18 protein-coding genes and 1 riboswitch are annotated in these 17,447 nt (G+C 74.9%); of the genes, 4 read left to right on the top strand and 14 right to left on the bottom strand.

The genetic code is table 11. The annotated features are described in order from the left end of the window. Nucleotides 1–42 precede the first annotated feature (42 nt). The 8 genes from PT931_RS29050 to PT931_RS29015 all read right to left on the bottom strand — a co-directional run bounded on the left by PT931_RS29050 (nt 43) and on the right by PT931_RS29015 (nt 7,726). Nucleotides 43–678: a hypothetical protein gene (locus PT931_RS29050; RefSeq protein WP_456248890.1), complete on the bottom strand. Its 636-nt coding sequence runs from the start codon at nt 676–678 to the stop codon at nt 43–45. A gap of 13 nt (nt 679–691) precedes the next feature. Beyond that, nucleotides 692–3,094 (bottom strand): ATP-binding cassette domain-containing protein, encoded by a 2,403-nt coding sequence (locus tag PT931_RS29045; RefSeq protein WP_456248889.1) that lies wholly within the window; start codon nt 3,092–3,094, stop codon nt 692–694. Nucleotides 3,095–3,097: 3 nt separating this feature from the next. Next, on the bottom strand, nt 3,098–5,077 hold the full coding sequence (locus PT931_RS29040) for a serine/threonine protein kinase (RefSeq protein ID WP_456248888.1): 1,980 nt from the start codon (nt 5,075–5,077) through the stop codon (nt 3,098–3,100). Between the two features lie 119 nt (nt 5,078–5,196). After that, a complete protein-coding gene (locus PT931_RS29035) occupies nt 5,197–5,778 on the bottom strand; it encodes an SRPBCC domain-containing protein (RefSeq protein WP_456248887.1) in 582 nt (193 codons plus the stop codon). After that, nucleotides 5,775–6,137 (bottom strand): ArsR/SmtB family transcription factor, encoded by a 363-nt coding sequence (locus PT931_RS29030; protein ID WP_456248886.1) that lies wholly within the window; start codon nt 6,135–6,137, stop codon nt 5,775–5,777. Before PT931_RS29030 ends, PT931_RS29035 begins: the two co-directional genes overlap by 4 nt. 114 nt (nt 6,138–6,251) lie before the next feature. After that, nucleotides 6,252–6,590 carry a hypothetical protein gene (locus tag PT931_RS29025; RefSeq protein ID WP_456248885.1) on the bottom strand — a complete coding sequence of 113 codons (339 nt, stop codon included), beginning with the start codon at nt 6,588–6,590 and terminating at the stop codon, nt 6,252–6,254. A 123-nt stretch (nt 6,591–6,713) separates the two neighbouring features. Then, nucleotides 6,714–6,917, bottom strand: coding sequence for a hypothetical protein (locus PT931_RS29020; protein WP_456248884.1), 204 nt, complete (start codon nt 6,915–6,917; stop codon nt 6,714–6,716). Nucleotides 6,918–7,072: 155 nt separating this feature from the next. Further along, nucleotides 7,073–7,726 (bottom strand): 3'-5' exonuclease, encoded by a 654-nt coding sequence (locus PT931_RS29015; protein ID WP_456248883.1) that lies wholly within the window; start codon nt 7,724–7,726, stop codon nt 7,073–7,075. 230 nt (nt 7,727–7,956) lie between these two features. On the opposite strand from PT931_RS29015, the gene PT931_RS29010 reads away from it, so the two are divergent. Together PT931_RS29010 and PT931_RS29005 are read left to right on the top strand one after the other, a co-directional pair. Then, on the top strand, nt 7,957–8,583 hold the full coding sequence (locus PT931_RS29010; protein ID WP_456248882.1) for a flavin reductase family protein: 627 nt from the start codon (nt 7,957–7,959) through the stop codon (nt 8,581–8,583). Between the two features lie 10 nt (nt 8,584–8,593). Next, nucleotides 8,594–9,250, top strand: coding sequence for an NAD(P)H-binding protein (locus tag PT931_RS29005; RefSeq protein ID WP_456248881.1), 657 nt, complete (start codon nt 8,594–8,596; stop codon nt 9,248–9,250). Between the two features lie 3 nt (nt 9,251–9,253). Here PT931_RS29005 and PT931_RS29000 read toward each other — a convergent pair whose 3' ends face one another. Continuing rightward, nucleotides 9,254–9,907 carry a GNAT family N-acetyltransferase gene (locus tag PT931_RS29000; protein WP_456248880.1) on the bottom strand — a complete coding sequence of 218 codons (654 nt, stop codon included), beginning with the start codon at nt 9,905–9,907 and terminating at the stop codon, nt 9,254–9,256. A gap of 285 nt (nt 9,908–10,192) precedes the next feature. Here PT931_RS29000 and PT931_RS28995 point away from each other — a divergent pair, with 285 nt between their 5' ends. After that, nucleotides 10,193–11,569 (top strand): serine hydrolase domain-containing protein, encoded by a 1,377-nt coding sequence (locus tag PT931_RS28995; RefSeq protein ID WP_456248879.1) that lies wholly within the window; start codon nt 10,193–10,195, stop codon nt 11,567–11,569. Between the two features lie 47 nt (nt 11,570–11,616). Further along, nucleotides 11,617–11,973, top strand: coding sequence for a hypothetical protein (locus tag PT931_RS28990; protein ID WP_456248878.1), 357 nt, complete (start codon nt 11,617–11,619; stop codon nt 11,971–11,973). Between the two features lie 99 nt (nt 11,974–12,072). Here PT931_RS28990 and PT931_RS28985 read toward each other — a convergent pair whose 3' ends face one another. The 5 genes from PT931_RS28985 to PT931_RS28965 all read right to left on the bottom strand — a co-directional run bounded on the left by PT931_RS28985 (nt 12,073) and on the right by PT931_RS28965 (nt 17,403). Continuing rightward, a complete protein-coding gene (locus tag PT931_RS28985; RefSeq protein ID WP_456249001.1) occupies nt 12,073–13,011 on the bottom strand; it encodes a coiled-coil domain-containing protein in 939 nt (312 codons plus the stop codon). A gap of 65 nt (nt 13,012–13,076) precedes the next feature. Then, nucleotides 13,077–13,225, bottom strand: a riboswitch (cyclic di-AMP (ydaO/yuaA leader). 212 nt (nt 13,226–13,437) lie between these two features. Next, the gene (locus PT931_RS28980) at nt 13,438–13,917 is read right to left on the bottom strand and encodes a universal stress protein (RefSeq protein ID WP_456248877.1); all 480 of its coding nucleotides are present in this window, start codon (nt 13,915–13,917) and stop codon (nt 13,438–13,440) included. Further along, nucleotides 13,914–15,152, bottom strand: coding sequence for an ArsB/NhaD family transporter (locus PT931_RS28975; protein ID WP_456248876.1), 1,239 nt, complete (start codon nt 15,150–15,152; stop codon nt 13,914–13,916). The genes PT931_RS28980 and PT931_RS28975 overlap by 4 nt, the downstream gene beginning before the upstream one ends. Before the next feature lie 227 nt (nt 15,153–15,379). Then, nucleotides 15,380–16,207, bottom strand: a complete 828-nt coding sequence (locus PT931_RS28970; protein WP_456248875.1) for a PhzF family phenazine biosynthesis protein — start codon at nt 16,205–16,207, stop codon at nt 15,380–15,382. 107 nt (nt 16,208–16,314) lie between these two features. Then, complete coding sequence (locus tag PT931_RS28965) at nt 16,315–17,403, bottom strand: DUF7638 domain-containing protein (protein ID WP_456248874.1); 1,089 nt, start codon at nt 17,401–17,403, stop codon at nt 16,315–16,317. Nucleotides 17,404–17,447: the final 44 nt, after the last annotated feature.

The following is a 17,447-nucleotide window of genomic DNA, read 5'->3' as shown; positions in this document are numbered from 1 at the left end:
TCCCGGGTCGGCTCGGGCCAGGGGCGCCGGGCCCGGCCCGGCTCAGGCCGGGGGCACGATCTCCCCGGTGATGGCCCGCTGCCGTTCCGCGACCGCCGCCGCCAACGGCGCGAACGCCGGCAGCAACACCCCCTGCGGCCCGTACACCACGCGGGCGGCGAGGACCGCGAACCACGGGGCGGCCGGGCCGTGCAGCATCAGCGGCTCGCCGACCTCGTAGCGGAGCACGAACGACCACCGTTGCAGGTCGCACGCGAACTCGACGACGCCGTTGTGCCAGAAGCTCAGCCACTGGCCCTGGTAGTCGCACAGGAACCGTTGGCTGGTCAGGGACGTGCGCACGTGCGCCTGGTCACGCCACTGCACGGCGGCCATCGCCTCGGCCTTGCGGCGGGCCGCGGAGTTGCCGATCGCGTCGGCGGCCATGCCCATGGCCACGAAGGACGCGGAGCCGAACCAGAACGAGTTGCTCTGGTTGTACGTCACGGACATGCCGTACAGCCGGGCGTAGCCGAGCACCGCGTCGCCGTAGCGGACCTCGTCGGGCTGCATCCGCAGCGCGGACGGCGGGAGGGCCAGGGGTTCGCCGCCCCGGGCCAGGTGCTCGTACAGCCGGCAGGCGCTGAGCCAGCCGTCCTTCAGCGCCGCGTCGAGCGGGTCGTTGCCCGGTTTCGCCATCCCTACCGTCCCCTCATCTGCCGGGTTCGTGCCGGCGGAGTGCCCACCGGGTCGCGAAGGTCAGCAGCACGGCCTGGACGACCAGCACCCAGAGCGCCCACAGCCAGCCGGTGACCTGGTGCCGCCACAGCGCGTCGGCGGGCGGTTCCACCATGATGCCGCGCAGGTCGACGGTACCGGCGGCGGCCGCGTAGCCCCAACGGGACGGGGACAGCCAGGACAGTTGCTCGACCCCGGTGCGGCCGACGACCTCGAACAGCCCGCCGCTGAGGACGAGCTGGGCCATCACGAGGCCGACGAGCACGGGCATGGTCTGCTCGCCGGTGGTCACGTACGCGCTGACCAGCAGGCCCAGGGTCGTGCAGGTCAGGGCGGTGAGCCAGACGGCCACGAACAGTTCGAGCACGGGGAGGCCCAGGACGAGCGCGTCGCGCCCGCCGGGGCGGCCGAGCAGGCCCAGGAACACGAACAGCGCGGACTGCACGGCGGTGACGACGGTGAAGACCAGGAGCTTGGAGGCCAGGTACGCGCCCGGGGACAGGCCGACCGCGCGTTCCCGGCGGTAGATGGCGCGTTCGCCGACGAGTTCGCGGACGCCGCCGGCGAGGCCGAAGAAGACGGCGCCGACGATCAGTACCACCAGGAGTTGCTGGGCTTCGGTGCTGCGGCCGAGGGCGTTGGCGGGCCGGCCCAGCCCGTCGTCGCCGGGGATCACGTGCAGCAGCGCGGCCAGGCCCAGGGGCAGGCCGAGGAGCAGGGCCGCGTACATCCGGTCGGCGACGGTCACGGCGGACATCCGGCGGGTCAGGATCCCCACCTGGCGCAGCCAGCCCTGCCGGGGCCGGGGCGCGGCACCCGGCGAACCGGGCTCCACCCGGGGCGGGGCGGGGACCGGTGCCTGGCCGACGGTGGCCGCGAACCGGGCCGCCCAGCCCTCCGGGTCCTGGTAGACCTGCTGGAACACGTCGGCGTACTCCCGCGCTCCGAAGAACGCCAGCACCTCCCCCGGCGGCCCGAAGTACGCGACGGTGCCGCCCCGACCGAGGACCAGCACCCGGTCGCACACGCTCAGGTGCAGGGGGCTGTGCGTGACCACCACGACGGTGCGGCCCCGGTCGGCGAGGTCGCGCAGTCCGACCATGACGTCGCGGTCCAGCGCCGGGTCGAGGCCCGAGGTGGGCTCGTCCAGGAACAGCAGCGAGGGTTCGGTCAGGAGTTCCAGCGCGACCGAGGTGCGTTTGCGCTGGCCGCCGGACAGGGTGTCGATCCGCTGGTCGGCGTGCGGGGTGAGCGCGAGCTGGCCGAGGACCTCGTCGATGCGCTGGTCGCGTTCGGCGACCGTCACGTCGGGGCCGAACCGCAGCGCCGCCGCGAACCGCAGGGCGCGGCGGACCGTCAGCTGGCTGTGCAGGATGTCGTCCTGGGGCACGAGGCCGATCCGGTGCCGCAGGTCGTCGTACTCCGCGTACAGGTCGCGGCCCTCGTAGGTGACCGTGCCGCGCTGCGCCGGCCGGTTGCCGGTCAGCGCGCCGAGCAGCGTGGACTTCCCCGCCCCGCTCGGGCCGACGACGGCGAGCAGGCTGCACTCGGAGAGATCGAAGGACACCCCCGCCAGGAGGGTACGCGCCCCCACGGTCACCGTGAGCCCCTCCGCGCGCAGGGACACCCGGCCCGTGTCCACGTACTCGCGCAGTTCCCGGCCGTCGAACACCATCTGGTGGTGCCCGAACGACAGCAGGTCCCCCGGCCGGAGCTGGGCGTGGGTCACCTCGCGGCCGTTGACGAACGTGCCGTTGCGGGTGCCGTGGTCGAGGATCCGGGTGCCGGAGGAGTCGCGGATCAGGTCCGCGTGGTAGCCGGAGACGAGCAGGTCGGCGAGGACGATGTCGTTGTCGGGGGCCCGGCCGATCCGGGTCCGGGTGCCGGGCTGGTAGCGGGCGGACGGCACCCGGCCGGCCTCGAACCGCATCCCGGGCGGGGCCCCGGCGGCGGGCTGGGCAGCCGGGTGGGCCTGGTGGACCGGGGCGGGCACCGGTGGGCTGGTCAGGACGGTCGGCGTGGCCCCCGACGGTGCCTCGTCCGGCACCAGGTGGGTCGGCGGCGGCAGCGGCCCGGCCGCCAGTTCGGGCCGGAAGAGCACGGTCGGCCCGTCGGCGGCCCCGAGCCGTACCGCGCACGGCCCGACGATGTCGAGCACCCCGATCGGCCCGGCCGCCGTGTACGTGCCGTTGCTGCTGCCCAGGTCGCGGAGCCGCCACCGCCCGTCGCGGTACCCGACCTCGACGTGCTGGCGGGACACCCGGGGGTCGTCGACCACCAGGGGACACAGCGGATCCCGCCCGATGATCACCACCCCGTCGGCGGGGGTGAAGCGGCGTTCGCCGTGCGGGAGCCGGATCAGGAGCGCGTCGGTCACGCCTCAGCCCTTCGGTAGCCGGGCGGCCATCGCGGTGGCCAACTCCACGGTGTCGGACTGGTACGCGCCGTAGCCGCCGCTGTTGGTCGCCGTCACCATGAACACGACCTGGCCGGAGCGCACGAACACGGCCGCCTGGGAGCGCTCGGAGTACCCGGAGCCCTCGGAGAAGTACACCCCGAACGCCTCCTGGCCGATCTTCGGCACCGCGAACGGTTTCCAGCCGCACCGCTCGGAGCTGGTGCGCGCCGCCGCGAGGAACGTGGTGGCCGACGTGCCGTAGAAGCCGGCGACGGCCGAGGCGATGTACGGGTAGCCGGACATGCTCACCAGGTACGTGTTGGAGATGTGCGCGCCGACCGCGTCGCCGTTCACCGCCGGTTCCGCGCACATCTTCAGCTTGGTGAGGCCGCCGTTGAGCGCCTTGGGGTCGCCGCCCTTGGTGATGCCGTCCTCGGGGGCCTTCGTCGCCGCGAGGATGTCGCCGACGGAGACGAGCACCGGTTCCAGGACGGTGACGTCCGGCGGGGGCACGCTGCGGTCGACCGGGGCCCTGGTCTCCTTGCCGAGGCCGTCCAGGCCGGTGCCGCCCTTGCCGAACATGTTGCTCACCGAGGACAGGCAGCACAGCCCGACCAGGACGGCGACGAGGCCCCCGGCGACCCAGGCGATGATCTTGCCGGTGGAGGCCTTCTTCTTCGGGGGCGGGCCGCCCAGGTAGCCGGCGGCGGCCATGCCGAGGCCGGTGGGCATCGGGTACCCGCCGGGCGGGCCCATCGGCGGCCCGGACGGCCCGGGCGGCGGCAGCGAGCCGGGCGGCATGGGGTAGCCGGCCGGCGGGCGCGGGCCGGACGTCGGCGGCACGGTGGGGGAACCCGGCTGCGCGGGGTGGCGGTCGGGCGAGCCGGGCGGCATCGGGTAACCGGCGGGGGCGCCGGGGCCGGAGGTCGGCGGCACGGTCGGGGAGCCCGGGTGCGCGGGGTGACCGGCGGGCGGGACGTCCAGCGAGCCCGGGGGCATGGGATACCCGGCCGGCGGCCCCAGCGGGCGCCCGGCCGACGTCGGCGCGACGGCGGGCGGCCCGAACGGCGTCCCCGCCGGCGCGCCCAGCGTCGTCTCCGGCGGCGCGGTGCGCATCGCCTTCAGCCAGGCGGCGGCGCTCTCCGGCCGCGCCTCGGCCCGCACGGCGAGCATCGACAGCACCCCGCGCACGACCCGGTCGTGGCCGGGGCCGAGCGCGGCGGTCATCCGCGCGCCCATGCCCTCGAAGTCGCCGGGGACGGGCATCTCGGCGGTCAGCGCGTAGTACACCGTCGCGCCGAGGGTGTAGCGGTCGGTCGCCGGGGTGTACTCGCCCCGGGCCAGCGACTCCGGGGCCATGAACGGCGCGGTGCCGAAGATCCGGGAGGTGGCCGCCGCGTGCTGGAACCGGACCAGCCCGAGGTCGACGAGGTAGACCCGGCCGTCGTCGGCGAGCAGCACGTTCGCCGGCTTGATGTCGCGGTGCAGCACGGCGACGCCGTTGGTGTCGCGGCCGCTGTGCAGGTAGTCGATGGCCTCGGCGATCGGCTCCAGCGGGGCGAGGACGTCGAGGCCGCGGATCCGGCCGCTCTCCAGGGCCTCCTGGAGGCTGTGGCCCTCGATCCACTTCATGACGAAGTAGAGCCGCTGGCCCTCGGTGCTGGCGGCGGCGCCGGCCGGGTGCGGCGGGGCGCCGACGAACACCTCCTTGACCTTGACCACGGCGGGGTGTTCGAGGTGGGTGGCGAGCGCGGCCTGCAGGCGCAGATCCTCGAGGGAACGGTCGGTCCGGTCGCCCGCGACCTCGATGATCTTCACCGCGTAGGCGAAGGGGGCTCCCCCGTGGTACTCCTCGGCCCGCCAGACCTCGCCCTCGCCGCCGGCGGCCCGGCGTTCGGCCAGCTCATAGCGGTCGGGGGCTTCGGTGGGGCCGGCATGGGTACGTTCCTCGGGCTGCGACACGCGCCCATCTTGCCAGCCGGGCGCAACCCCGCACATCCACGGTGGATCCGGGACGCTCCGTAGGGACCCGGTCACGAGGGGGCTGGTGGGGCACCGGGCTGCCGGTGCCCCGTACCCGGCTAGCGGTTCTTGTCCTTCTCCACGAGTTCGGCGAGCGCGGCCATGCTCGACTCGATCGCCGGGCGGTAGTCCTCCACCATGTGCAGGGCCCGCGCGTCGACCTCCTCGGGCAGCGTGCCGCGCAGGTACTCGTCGAGGGTGAGCAGGCGGGGGCCGTAGCCGCCACCCATGCAGTACACCGCGTCGAAGATCTGGCCGCCGATCTCGTGGGTGTCGATCGTGGTGGCGTGCTCGAACTCCAGCACGGTGGTGCCGTCCGGGTTCGCGGTGAGGCGGAGCACGATCTCGTCGGGCGCGGGGTCGACGCCGCCGAGCTCGACGGTCAGCAGGTGCGGCGCCTCGCAGCGGGTGACCTTCCCGGGGCCGAAGTCGCCCTGGGTGAAGGTACCGCCGACGGTGAGGTCGCCCTCGACGGGCGCGTACCACCGGCGGAGGCGGGCGGGGTCGGTGCACGCGTCCCAGACGTCGGCGATGTCGGCGTCGTAGGTGCGGCGGAACACGGCGCAGCGGGCCTCGCCGGCGGCGATCTCGCGCCGGTACAGCTCGTGCTGGGTGTCGCGGTGGTCAGCGGTGACGGTCATGGCGTGTCCGTGCCTTTCGTGGTGGGTTCCGCCCCGCGCCGTTCGCGCTTGCCGCGCGCGAGTTCGGTGGCCAGGGCGTCGAGTCGTTGGGTCCAGAAGTGTCGGTAGGGGTCGAGCCATTCGTCGACCTGCCGGAGGGGTTCGGCGTCGACGGCGTAGAGCCGCCGGGTCCCCTCGGCGCGCACCGTCGCGAAGCCCGCGTCCCGCAGCACCCGGAGGTGCTGGGAGACGGCCGGTTGCGAGATGCCGAACTCGGCCTGCACCACGGCCCCGAGGTCACCCGCGGCCCGCTCGCCGTCGGCGAGGAGTTCGAGGATGCGCCGGCGGACCGGGTCTCCGAGGATGTCGAATGCGTGCACCCCCAAAGAGTATGCGCACCAGCTTATATAAGCAACCCCTAAACCTTCGTGCGCGGGGTACGGGAAGGGCCGGGCCCATCCGTCGCTGGATGGACCCGGCCCGAACCTCTCGCCCTAGCGGCCCAGCAGGCCACCGAGACCGCCGTGGTGCGCGGCCGGCGACGTGCTCGGCGCCACGCTGGCGGGGGCCGGCGCGGGCGGCTTCACGGTCGTCGGGCTGGCCGACGGCTTCTTCGCGGCCGGGGCGGAGGTCTTCGGCGGCCGCACGGCCTTCGTCGCCGACGGCCGCACCTTGGGCGCCACCGCGGCGCTGGGCGTGGCCGACGGCTTGGCCGGGGTCATGAACTGCAGCAGCGGACCCTGCAGCGAGGGCGCGGCACTGGCCACCCCGCCCGCCAGGGCCAGTCCGCCCGCCACCACGAGCCCGGCAGTCAGCCACCATCTCTTTTGCACAACCGCATCCCTTCAGCGTCTGGACGTCCGCAACAGAGTACGCGAATCGCCCATAACCTCAGAAATCGATGCAGTTTGGCCCCGGTGGGCCGGATGCCGCGACGCCTCGCAGGCCCGGTGCGGTCACGCCTCGGCGGCCAGCAGGCTCATGGCGTAGACCTCGACGCCCTCCTGGTACAGCACGACGCGTTCCGTGCCGCCGTCGCGGAGCTCCTGCCACACCTCCCCCACCCACGCCTCGGCGTCGGCCTGGGTCTCGAACTCCTCCGGCGCGACGGCCGGCGGCGCCTCGGTGCCCGCGGAGTTCTGGAATCGCCACGTCCACATGGTGGTACCCCTCTGCTCGGTTGGGTTCTTCCTACCCGACCCGCGCCCTGGGCACACGAGAAGCCCGGCTCGTTCGTTTCGGCATCTCTGCTTCACGATCGGGTCGGGCTTCACCTCAGACTCTAACCGAACTCTTACTCACCGTCAAGAGGCGATTACCTACGGTGGCGGAGTCCGACCCGACCGGCGAGGACCCCCAGGTCGGTGGTGTCGTGCAGGCGCAGCCCGGCGAGCATCACGTGCGCGGCGGCCCGGGCGTCGGACAGCGCGGCGTGGTGCTCCAGGGTGCGGAAACCGGTCGCGGTGGCCACCGTCGGCAGCTTGTGGTCGTCCAGGTGCGGCCAGAGCTGCCGGGACAGCTGGAGGGTGCAGTACATCCGGGGCGACGGCACCGGGCGGCCGACCAGCTCGTGCGCGCGGGTCAGCACGCTGTTGTCGAACGGGGCGTTGTGCGCGACGAGGGGCCGGCCCGCCGTGAACCGGTCGATCAGGTCCAGCGCGTCCGCGCAGCTCGGGGCGCCCCGCACGTCGCGCGCCGTGATGCCGTGCACCCGCACGTTCCACGGGTTGAACTCCGCCGCCAGCTCCGGCGGCCGCACCAGGGTGCCGAACGCGTCGGTGACCTCCCCGTCGGTCACCGCGACCATGCCGACGGCGCACATGCTGCCCCGCCGCGGATTGGCGGTCTCGAAGTCGATCGCCACCCAGGACGTGAGCGCGTCGACCGGCGCGGCCTGGCCGGGCACGGCACGGACGGACGGCGGGCGGGTCGAACGGGACGCGGACCTCGACGTGCCAGTGGTGTCCACCGGTCCACTATGCACCGGGGGCGCGCGGGGTCGGCGGGGACACGCGGAACACCCGCCGTCGGGTACCGGACGGGGCGGCCACGCGGTCGCCGCGTCCGGCGCTCGAGGCCGGCGCGCGGGGCCGGCGCGCGGGGCCGGCGCGCGCCCGAACGCGAAGTCCGTTCCCCGCCAGCACGACCGGCCGGCCCCGGGCAGGCTCGACGGAGACCCGAACTCACGGAGGACGTTCCATGCACAAGGTCACCGACCTCAAGGTGCTGTACTTCGGCACCCCCGTGGTGCTGATCAGCTCCCGCAACGCCGACGGCACCGCCAACCTCGCCCCGATGTCCTCGGCCTGGTGGCTCGGCCAGAACTGCATGCTCGGCCTGGGCAACAGCGGACACACCACGGCCAACCTGCTCCGCGACGGCGGCTGCGTCCTCAACCTCGTGCCGTCCGACCTGGTGGAGGCCGTCGACCGGCTCGCGATGACCACCGGCGCCCAGGACGTGCCCGAGAACAAGGCCGCACAGGGGTACCGGTACGAGCCGGACAAGTTCTGGATCGCGGGGCTGACCCCGCAGCCCTCGGAGCTGGTCGGCGCGCCCCGGGTGGCCGAGTGCCCGGTCCAGCTGGAGTGCGAGGTGGTCTCGGCGCACCCGTTCGGCACCCGGGCCACGGCGTTCGAGGTGGCGGTGCGACGCGCGCACGTCGAGGAGAGCCTGCTGATCCCGGGCACCCAGTACGTCGACCCGGTCGGCTGGGACCCGCTGATCATGAAGTTCTGCGAGTTCTTCGGCGGCGGCGGGTACGTGCACCCGTCCCGGCTCGCCGAGGGCTGGAACATGCCGCACCAGCTCGCCCCGGCCGCCTAGGGTCAAAGCCATGCGGATTGTCATCGCCGGCGGCCACGGTCAGATCGCGCTGCGCCTGGAGCGGCTCCTCGCCGGGCGCGGGGACACCGCGACCGGGCTGATCCGCCGCCCGGAGCAGGCCGACGACCTGCGCGCGGCGGGGGCCGTGCCGGCGGTGTGCGACCTGGAGTCCGCCACGGTCGCGGAGGTGGCCGCGCACCTGGCCGGGGCGGACGCGGCCGTGTTCGCGGCCGGCGCGGGCCCGGGCAGCGGCATCGACCGCAAGGACAGCGTCGACCGGGGCGCGGCGGCCCTGTTCGCCGACGCGGCGGAGCGGGCCGGGGTCCGCCGGTTCGTGGTGGTCTCCAGCATGGGCGCCGACACCGAACCCCCGGCCGGTACGGACCCGGTGTTCGCCGCCTACCTGCGCGCGAAGGGCGCGGCCGACGAGGACGTCCGGGCCCGGGCCGGGCTCGACTGGACGGTCCTGCGGCCGGGGCGGCTCACCGACGGACCGGGCACCGGGCTGGTCACGCTGGCGGAGCGGACCGGGCGCGGCGACGTGACCCGCGACGACGTGGCGGCGGTCCTGCTGGCGCTCCTCGACGCGCCGGGCACGGCCGGGCGCACCCTGGAACTGATCGGCGGGGACACGCCCGTCGCCGGGGCGGTCGCCGGCCTCGGCTGAGCGTCAGGGCTGGCGGGCGATGAGGACGTCGGCCTCGCGCCTCCAGCCCAGGCGGGAGTACAGGTGCTGGCCGTCGGCGCTCGCGATCAGCAGCCCGGTCCGCGCGCCCTGCTCCACGGCCGCCCCGGCGAGCGCGCCCATCACGGCGCTGGCCAGGCCCCGGCGGCGGTGCTCGGGCGTGGTCTCGATCCGGTCGGCCACCGCGTCGGTACCGGAGACGGCGAGCTGGCCGCGGGCCGCCAGTACCCCCGAGGGGTCGTGGATCGAGACCGTGACGACCGGGCCGTCGACCTCGACCGTCGAGCGGTAGCCGTCCGCCGGGGCGTGCCGCGGGTGCGCCGTCAGGTCGACGCTCATCAGCCACTCGGGGCGGTCCAGCAGCTCCAGGCCGCCGGCCGCGAGGGCGGTGCCGACCTCCTCGGGGCGGGTGGTGGTCACCGTCAGCCACGTGCGCAGGTCGGCGGCCGCGACCCGGGCGGCCAGCCGGGCCACCGAGTCGGGTTCCTCGTCGGCGCGGAGCGCGAACACCTCGACCTGCCGGCCGGGCTGGTCCCACCGGACCCGCAGGCCGCCGTCGACCGGCTCGGGGGCGGGCAGCCGCCGGGCCAGGCTCCAGCCCCGCAGCCACCGTCGGACCAGGTCCGCCATGATGATCATCCGGCAATTACAGCACGCCGCCCCGGCCCCGGACAGGGTCTGTGGCCCGCGCCATGGCACCGAACGGCGTCCCGCGCGGGTCGCGTCATCCCCCACCAGGGCCGGGTCGATCCACCCGGCCCTGGTCGCCCCGCCCGGCCCTGGTCGCTCCGCCCGGCCCTGGTCGCGCCCCGTCCGGCGCTGGTCGCCCCGTCGGCGAGGGGCAGCCCGGCTCCCCGGGCTGAGGCATGATTCTCAGTGACCCCGCCCCCGACGGACTCCACGATGGAGTCACAAGGAGTCACCGTGTCCGTGCTGCGCGCCCTCATGCGGGAGATCGACCTCGGCCGCCCGCACTCCGCCCCGCCGTCCGACCTGGCCGAGGGCCTGGCCGTCTGCCAGATCCCCGGCGCGAGCCTGGCCCTGATCGAGGACGGGCGGATCACCGAGACCCTGACCTCGGGGGTCCTGCGCGCCGGCGGCCCCGACCCCGTCACCGACCGGTCGCTGTTCCAGGCCGCCTCGATCAGCAAGGCCGTGGCGGCCGCGTGCGCGCTGCGCCTGGTGGCCGCCGGGGACCTGGACCTCGACGGGGACGTCAACGACCGGCTCACCTCGTGGCGGTTGCCGGCCAACGACGGCTGGCAGCCCCGGGTGACGCTCCGCCAGCTGCTCGGGCACACGGCGGGCACCACGGTGTCGGGCCTGCTCGGGTACCCGGACGGCGCCCCCGTCCCCACCGTCCCGGCCCTGCTCGACGGCGGGGGCAACAGCGACCCGGTCCGGGTGGTCTCCGTGCCGGGGACGCGGTTCGGCTACTCCGGCGGCGGGTACACCGTCGTGCAGCAGCTGGTGTGCGACGTGACCGGCCGGGACTTCCCGGACCTGGCCACCGACCTGGTCCTCGGCCCGCTGGGGATGACCCGGAGCACGTTCGCCCAGCCGCTGCCCGCCGCGCTCGCCGGCGACGCCGCCTCGGGGCACCGGGTGGGGCCGACGGCGCTGGCGGGCGTCGGGCACACGTACCCGGAGATGGCCGCAGCCGGCCTGTGGACCACGCCCACCGACCTGGCCCGGTTCTTCCTCGCCCTGCGGTCCGCCCTGGCCGGCGAGCCCGGCGCGCTCCTCCCCCGGGACCTGGCCGACGCGATGGCCACCCGGTCCGGGCCGACCACCCCCTACGGCCTGGGGCTGCAGTTGTCCGAGCCCGACCTGCCCGCGTCGATCGGGCACGGCGGCGGCAACGAGGGCTTCAAGTGCCAGGCCACGCTGTTCCTCGACGGCGGCCGGGGCGCGGTCGTCATGACCAACGGCGACTACGGGCACGCGCTGATCACCGAGGCGCTGCTGCCCGCCCTCGCGAAGGGGCTCGGCTGGCCGACCCGCCCGGCCCCGGTGGGCGGCCCGCCGGTCGCCGGCCGGTTCACGGGTGACGACGGCGAGTTCCTCGTGACCGGCGACGCCGCCGACCTCGCGTTGACCGCGCCGGGGCAGGCGCCGGTGGTGCTGCGGCCCGTCGGGGACGGGGCCTGGCGGGCGGGCGGCCTGAACGTGACGGTCCGGTTCCCGACGCCGGACTCGGTGGTGATCACGCAGGACGCGGCCCCCGGCCAGGACATCCACGCGACGCTGGCCCCGTGGAGCCCGGCGGGGCAGCCATCGACATCTATAGACACTGTCTAAAGTAGACTGTTACGGTCGCCTCTCCGCCTCCCGAAGGAGAAGCGCTCATGTCACGACTGCTCAGGACGGCCCTGGCCGCCACGTTCACGCTCGCCGCCACCGGCGTGAGCCTCGCCGTCACCGCACCAGCCCAGGCCGCCCCGCCGTGCAGGGTCGCGTACTTCCTCACCGACGGCGGGACCGCGATCGGCGCGGAGGCCTGGATGATCTGCTACGACGGGCAACCGGAGCGCCAGATCTACGTCTCGCTTCAACGACTGAACCCCGGCACCGGCACCTGGACCACCGTGTCGAGCTACTGGGAGACCACCACCTACATGTGTGTCGGCACGGCCACGAACACCTACCGCAGCATCAACGACACCACGAACGTGGTGAGGACGATCACCGCCAACTGCGGCTGACGCCCGGCGGCGGGCACCACCCGGTGCCCGCCGGCCGGCGCGGAGCCGGCCGCACGCCCGGTCCCGTGAGCGCCGGACCGGCCGGAAGCCCGGCACCCGTCAGCGCATCGACAGGTGCACGTGGTTCGTGTGTTCCGACGACGGGTCCCCGCTGCCGAAGTACGAGCGCCAGCCCGTGCCCGGCATCCAGATCTGCCGGAACCAGATGACGTAGAGCACCCCGAGCCGGTCCGCGTTGGCGATGTACCAGGCGGCGAGCTTGTTGCCGTAGTCCTTCTCCGCGCCGACCGCCATCCCGCCGAAGCCCTTCGCTGCCGAGGACCAGTCGCAGGCCTTGCCGCGCGGGTGCTCCCCGCCGTCCTCGGCCGAGCGGTAGCAGGACACGTAGTGGTCGAAGTTCGCCTTCTTCGTCTCGTTGTACGCGTGCAGGGTGCGCGGCGACAGGCAGCCGCTGGTGGTCGGGTCCTTCACGGAGCAGCCCTCGGACGGGAAGCTGCCGTCGGGGTTGCGCGGCGCGGGGGTCGCGTTGGCCGGCAGGTCGCCGAAGCCGAGGGTCGGGTCGCCGCCGCCGGCCGAGCGCAGCGCCTTGAGCGCCTCGTCCTGGCGTTTGCGCAGCTCCTTGAGCTGGTTCTCCTGTTCGAGGATCGCCGCGTCGAGGTCCTTGCGCTGCCGAGCGAGGGTGGCCTGGGCGGCCTTGAGCGCGGTGACCTGGGCCCCGTCGCGCTCGGACAGGTAGCGCACCGTCGCCGCCGTGTCCAGGAAGCTCTCCGGTGACCCGCTGGACAGCAGCGCCTGCAACTGGGCCGACGAGCCGCCCCGGTACTGCGCCGCGGCCAGCCGGCCCACCGCCGCGCTCAGGTCGGCCACCTTGGCCTGGGAGGCGAGGATCTCCTCGGACAGTTCGCCCTCGCGCTTCTTGGCGTTGGCGATCGCGGTGCGCGCGTCCTGGTACCCCTGGGAGGCGGCCCGGAGCGCGTCGCGCAGCGGCTTCGTACCCCCCTCGGGCTCGGCCTGGGCCGGGGTGATCGCGACCAGCATGGTGGCGGCGACGGCGACGACTGTCAGGGCGGCACGACGTGCTAAGACGGACAAGACAGACAGAACCCTTCTCCCGTACCCGCCTACCAGGTCAGCTGACGGATTCGGGCGGGAAGAGCGCCCTACCGGCCGGCCCTCCACAGAGGAGCCGGGCGGATTCACCCCACGTACCTTGGGTCCCCGGCTCGCGAGTGCGACTCGGCGGTGACTCCCGGTGCCACCCGTCGGCGGCGAGGGTCCGGTCGTCTGCACGCCGATGCTAGGACAGAGCGTGACTCTCGGCAACTACCACGCGTTCAATCACACACTGTGGAGAGATCGTCGTCACGCAGAGCGACAATTCGAGCAGAGGGGTACCCGGCGGGACGGTTCCGCCGTGCGGCCCGGCCGGCGCGGGCGCGGCCGCCGCCGGACCGGTCGGCGGGGCTACCCGGCCGGCGGGAGCAGTCTCGGGGAGGTCGCCGCGTCCGGCCACAGCAGCAGCACCCGGCACGGCGCGTGGTCCACCACGAACCGGGTAGCCGGCCCCAGGCTGCCCGGGCCGGGCCGGGAGTGGTCGCCGTCCCGGGCCAGGACCAGCAGGTCCGCCGCCTCGCACGCCTCGACCACCAGCCGCTCGGCCCGGCCGGAGGTGGCGGCGATGTGCGCCGGGCGGCCCAGCCGGGCCACGGCCGCGTTCAGCAGGGTGCGTTCGGCCGCCCGGACCGCCGCCTCGACCGTGTCCCCGGGATCGGTACCGTGCCCGCCCCGGCCCAGCCGGCCCAGGAACGCGCCGTGCAGGCTCTCGGCCACGCCGGGGTCCGTGACGTGCAGGAGTGTGATGTCCGCTCCCGGCGGCGCCAGGTCGGCCGCCGCGTCGACGCAGGCCGGCCACGTGCCCTCGGTGAGCCAGACGAGAATCCTCATACCCCCCACAGTCGCAGCCCCAGCCACAGGGCGACCACCCCCGAGGCCAGACACGCCGGTACGGTCAGCGCGCCGAGCCGGAGGAACTCCGCCACCGTGGGCCGGGCGTCGTGCGCGTGCAGGATCCGCCGCCACAGCAGGGTGGCCAGCGAACCGACGTACGTGAGGTTCGGGCCGACGTTCACGCCGATCAGGACCGCGAGCACCAGGCCGGGCGAGTGCGCGACGGCGGGCACCAGGACCAGGGTGGCGGGCAGGTTGTTGACCAGGTTCGCCAGCACCGCCGCGAGGGCCGCCACCGCCAGCAGGCCCAGCAGGTCGCCGCGCCCGGGGACCAGGCCGTCGAGCAGCGCGCCCAGGCCATGCCGGCGGACCGCGAGCACCACCACGCCCAGGGCCAGCACGAACCCGCAGAACGCCGGGTTGGTCTCGGCGAGGATCCGGCCCAGTCGGCGCGGGGTCCGGCGCAGCTCGGGCAGGGCCAGCAGGGCCGCTCCCCCGGCGGCGGTCCAGGCCGGGTGCACGCCCAGCGGCTCGGCCACGGCGAAGCCCGCCAGGGTCAGGGCCAGCACCGCGAGGGCGTAGCGCGGGGCGGGCGGGGCGGGCACGGGCACCGGCTGCGCGGGGGTGCCCAGGTCGGCGGCGAAGAACCGGCGGAACACCAGGTACTCGGTGCCGATCACCGCCAGCCACGGCAGCGCCATCAGCCCGGCGAACCCGGCGAACGTGAGCCCGGTGGCCGCGAAGGCGAGCAGGTTCGTCAGGTTCGACACCGGCAGCAGGAGCGAGGCGGAGTTCGCCAGGTGGGTGCAGGCGTACACGTGCGGGCGGGCCCGGACCCCGACCGCCGCCGTCGTCGCGAACACCACCGGGGTGAGCAGCACCACCGTCGCGTCCAGGCTCAGCACCGCCGTGACCAGGGCGGCGATCACAAACACCACCCCGAGCAACCGGTGAGGGGTACCGCCGCCGAGCCGGGCCGCGAGCGCGCCCGCGTACCGGAACACGCCCGCCGTGTCGGCCAGGTGCGCCAGGACCAGGACCGCCGCCAGGAAGCCGACCGTCGGGGCCAGCGCGACGATCTCCGCCCACGCGGCGCCCGGGGACACCAGCCCGAGGAGCACCGCGAGGGCCGCCGCCGGGCCCGCGACCAGCACCTCCGGCAGCCGGGCCGGCGCGGCCACCGCGAAGCCCAGCACGCCCACCAGCAGCGCCACCGCGATCACCATCTGCACGGGCATACGCTACGGGCGCCCGTGTACTCCTCCTCACGGTGCCCGGCCGGCTGGGCGGCGCGCGCCGTGGAGCGTCGCGGGGACGCGGAACAGCACCGACGCCCCGGCCCTCGCCGAAGCCCGTGGCGGCAGACACCACGGCGGGAACGGGCGGGGCCCCACCGCACCGGGCGCGGCTGCCAGCACCAACGACCGACCGCAGGCCCCGCGTACCCGAAGAGTCGGGTCTAGAGGTCGACCTCGCCCGTCACGCAGGTCACGGTGCCGCCGGCCACCCAGAGCGCGCCGTCGGCGTCGACGGTGACGTGCACCCTGCCGGCCCGGCCGAGCGCCGCGCCCTGGCTCGCGACATAGGGCGCGGTGACCCGGCCGGTGCGCAGCAGCCACCCCGCGACGGAGGCGTTCAGGCTGCCGGTCACCGGATCCTCGACCGTCGCGCCGTCCTTCGGGAAGAACGCGCGGACCTCCAGCGCGGCCGGCGAACCGGGCGGATACAGGCCGACGACGCCGAGGTCGAGGTCCACGGCCGTCGGGCGCACCGCCGCGACGGCCGCCGCGTCGGCGAGCAGCACCGCCACCCAGCCGGGGCCGTTGTCGACCCACTCGGCGTCCACGACCGCCGACCGGTCCAGGCCGAGCAGGCCCGCGATCCGCACTACCAGCGCCTCGTCGACCGGCCCGGACCGCACCAGCGGCGGCGCTGCGAACGCCAGGCCGTCGGCCGTGCGGCGCACCCGGACCAGGCCGGCCCCGCACTCCTGCACCACGACCTCGGATTTCGGGGTACCGCCCGCCGACAGCCACGCGTGGCACGTGCCCAGGGTCGGGTGCCCGGCGAAGGGCAGCTCCTCGGTGGGGGTGAAGATCCGCACCCGGTAGTCGGCGTCCGGGGTGCCCGGCGGCAGCACGAACGTCGTCTCGGACAGGTTCGTCCAGTGCGCGAACCGGTGCATCTCGTCCGTGGTCAGGCCGGTGGCGTCGAGGACCACGGCGACGGGGTTGCCCCGGTACGGGGTGGTGGTGAAGACGTCGACCTGCCGGAAGGGGCGCAGCATCCGGCCAGTGTAGGACCGGGGACGGGTGCGCCGTCCCCACCGGCCGGCGAGGGCGGGGCGTCGGGCACAGCCTGCCGTGGCCTACGGCCGGGCGGGGCGGGTCCCGGTCACAGCAGGCCCGCGCGGGCCGCCGCGAGTTCGGCGCGGACCTGTTCGAGGACGCGGCCCATCCGGTCCCGGACGTCGAGGAACCCGGAGTCCGTGCCCCGGTACTCGATCCGAGCGTCGCCCGTCGCCAGCAGCACCTCCGCCAGCTCCGGATGCTGCCGGCACCGCGCCCGGTGCAGTTCGGCCACCACCGCCTCGCGCGCCGCCGTCCACCCCGGGCGGTGCCCGCCGGCCGCGAGCAGTCTCCGGGCGTCCCAGTCGCCGCGCGCGTCCCGGATCGCGTCCCGCACCCCGGGGTCGGCGGCGGCCAGGGCCAGGTAGGCCCGGCTGAGGGTCGGGTAGGTGTGCCCGCCGAACTCCACCGGTGCCGGGTACTCCGCGCGCAGCACGTGCACGCTCGGCGGCCCCGGCCAGCTCCCGAAGACGGAGTCCAGCACGACGGTCGGGTGCCCGGACTCCGAGGGGCCGTCCGCGTGCCGTCGGGTGTCCGCGTCGGCGGCGGCCCGGGCCCGGTCGGCGAAGAACTCCAGCGCCTCCTCGTGGTCCTCGGCGGTCACCGGGTCCCCGTCCCCGTCGAGGGGTTCGCCGACCGGGGTGGTCAGCGCCCGGTACGGCCAGTCCTTGACGTCCATGTCGCCCAGGTACATCCGCTCGTGTTCCGGCACCGCCAGGTACGCCGCGCGCAGGGCGGCCCGGTTCTCCTCGGTGGGCACCCGGCGGAACTCCTCGACGGCCTCGTCGCACCGGGACTCGGCGGTGGGCCGGCCGGCCAGCCGGTCCATCTCGTTGCTGACCTCGGCGAACAGGTCGTCGGCGGTGAGATACCCGTCGGAGCGGGCGAACTCCCAGGTGGCCAGCTCGAACGCTGAGGCCCGCTCGCCGTCGCGGGGCGTGACCGTGATCCAGCCGGAGTCGAGTTTCGCGCGCAGCTCGTCGAGGGTGAGCAGGCCCCAGCACTCGACGAGCCCGTCGGCGTACACGATGAGGTCGGTGAGGAAATAGGTGTCGCCGTTCCGGACGAAGACCGGCCGCCAGGTGCCGTCGATCCGTTCCTCGTCCGCCATCCGGTACGCGCGCCGCTTCGTCACGGGCCCAGTATGGCCACCGCCCGCCACCCCGCCGCCGGGCTCGG

The sequence above is a fragment of the Longispora urticae genome (assembly GCF_053902585.1).
This window is presented reverse-complemented; position numbering and strand designations above follow the sequence as displayed.

What these genes read in the sequence shown, in the direction of transcription:
- PT931_RS29050 (WP_456248890.1), bottom strand. Translation starts at nt 678, where the DNA reads ATGGCGAAACCGGGCAACGACCCGCTCGACGCGGCGCTGAAGGACGGC.
- PT931_RS29035 (WP_456248887.1), bottom strand. Translation starts at nt 5,778, where the DNA reads ATGACCGTCACCGCTGACCACCGCGACACCCAGCACGAGCTGTACCGG.
- PT931_RS29020 (WP_456248884.1), bottom strand. Translation starts at nt 6,917, where the DNA reads ATGTGGACGTGGCGATTCCAGAACTCCGCGGGCACCGAGGCGCCGCCG.
- PT931_RS29010 (WP_456248882.1), top strand. Translation starts at nt 7,957, where the DNA reads ATGCACAAGGTCACCGACCTCAAGGTGCTGTACTTCGGCACCCCCGTG.
- PT931_RS29005 (WP_456248881.1), top strand. Translation starts at nt 8,594, where the DNA reads ATGCGGATTGTCATCGCCGGCGGCCACGGTCAGATCGCGCTGCGCCTG.
- PT931_RS29000 (WP_456248880.1), bottom strand. Translation starts at nt 9,907, where the DNA reads ATGATCATCATGGCGGACCTGGTCCGACGGTGGCTGCGGGGCTGGAGC.
- PT931_RS28990 (WP_456248878.1), top strand. Translation starts at nt 11,617, where the DNA reads ATGTCACGACTGCTCAGGACGGCCCTGGCCGCCACGTTCACGCTCGCC.
- PT931_RS28985 (WP_456249001.1), bottom strand. Translation starts at nt 13,011, where the DNA reads ATGCTGGTCGCGATCACCCCGGCCCAGGCCGAGCCCGAGGGGGGTACG.
- PT931_RS28980 (WP_456248877.1), bottom strand. Translation starts at nt 13,917, where the DNA reads ATGAGGATTCTCGTCTGGCTCACCGAGGGCACGTGGCCGGCCTGCGTC.
- PT931_RS28970 (WP_456248875.1), bottom strand. Translation starts at nt 16,207, where the DNA reads ATGCTGCGCCCCTTCCGGCAGGTCGACGTCTTCACCACCACCCCGTAC.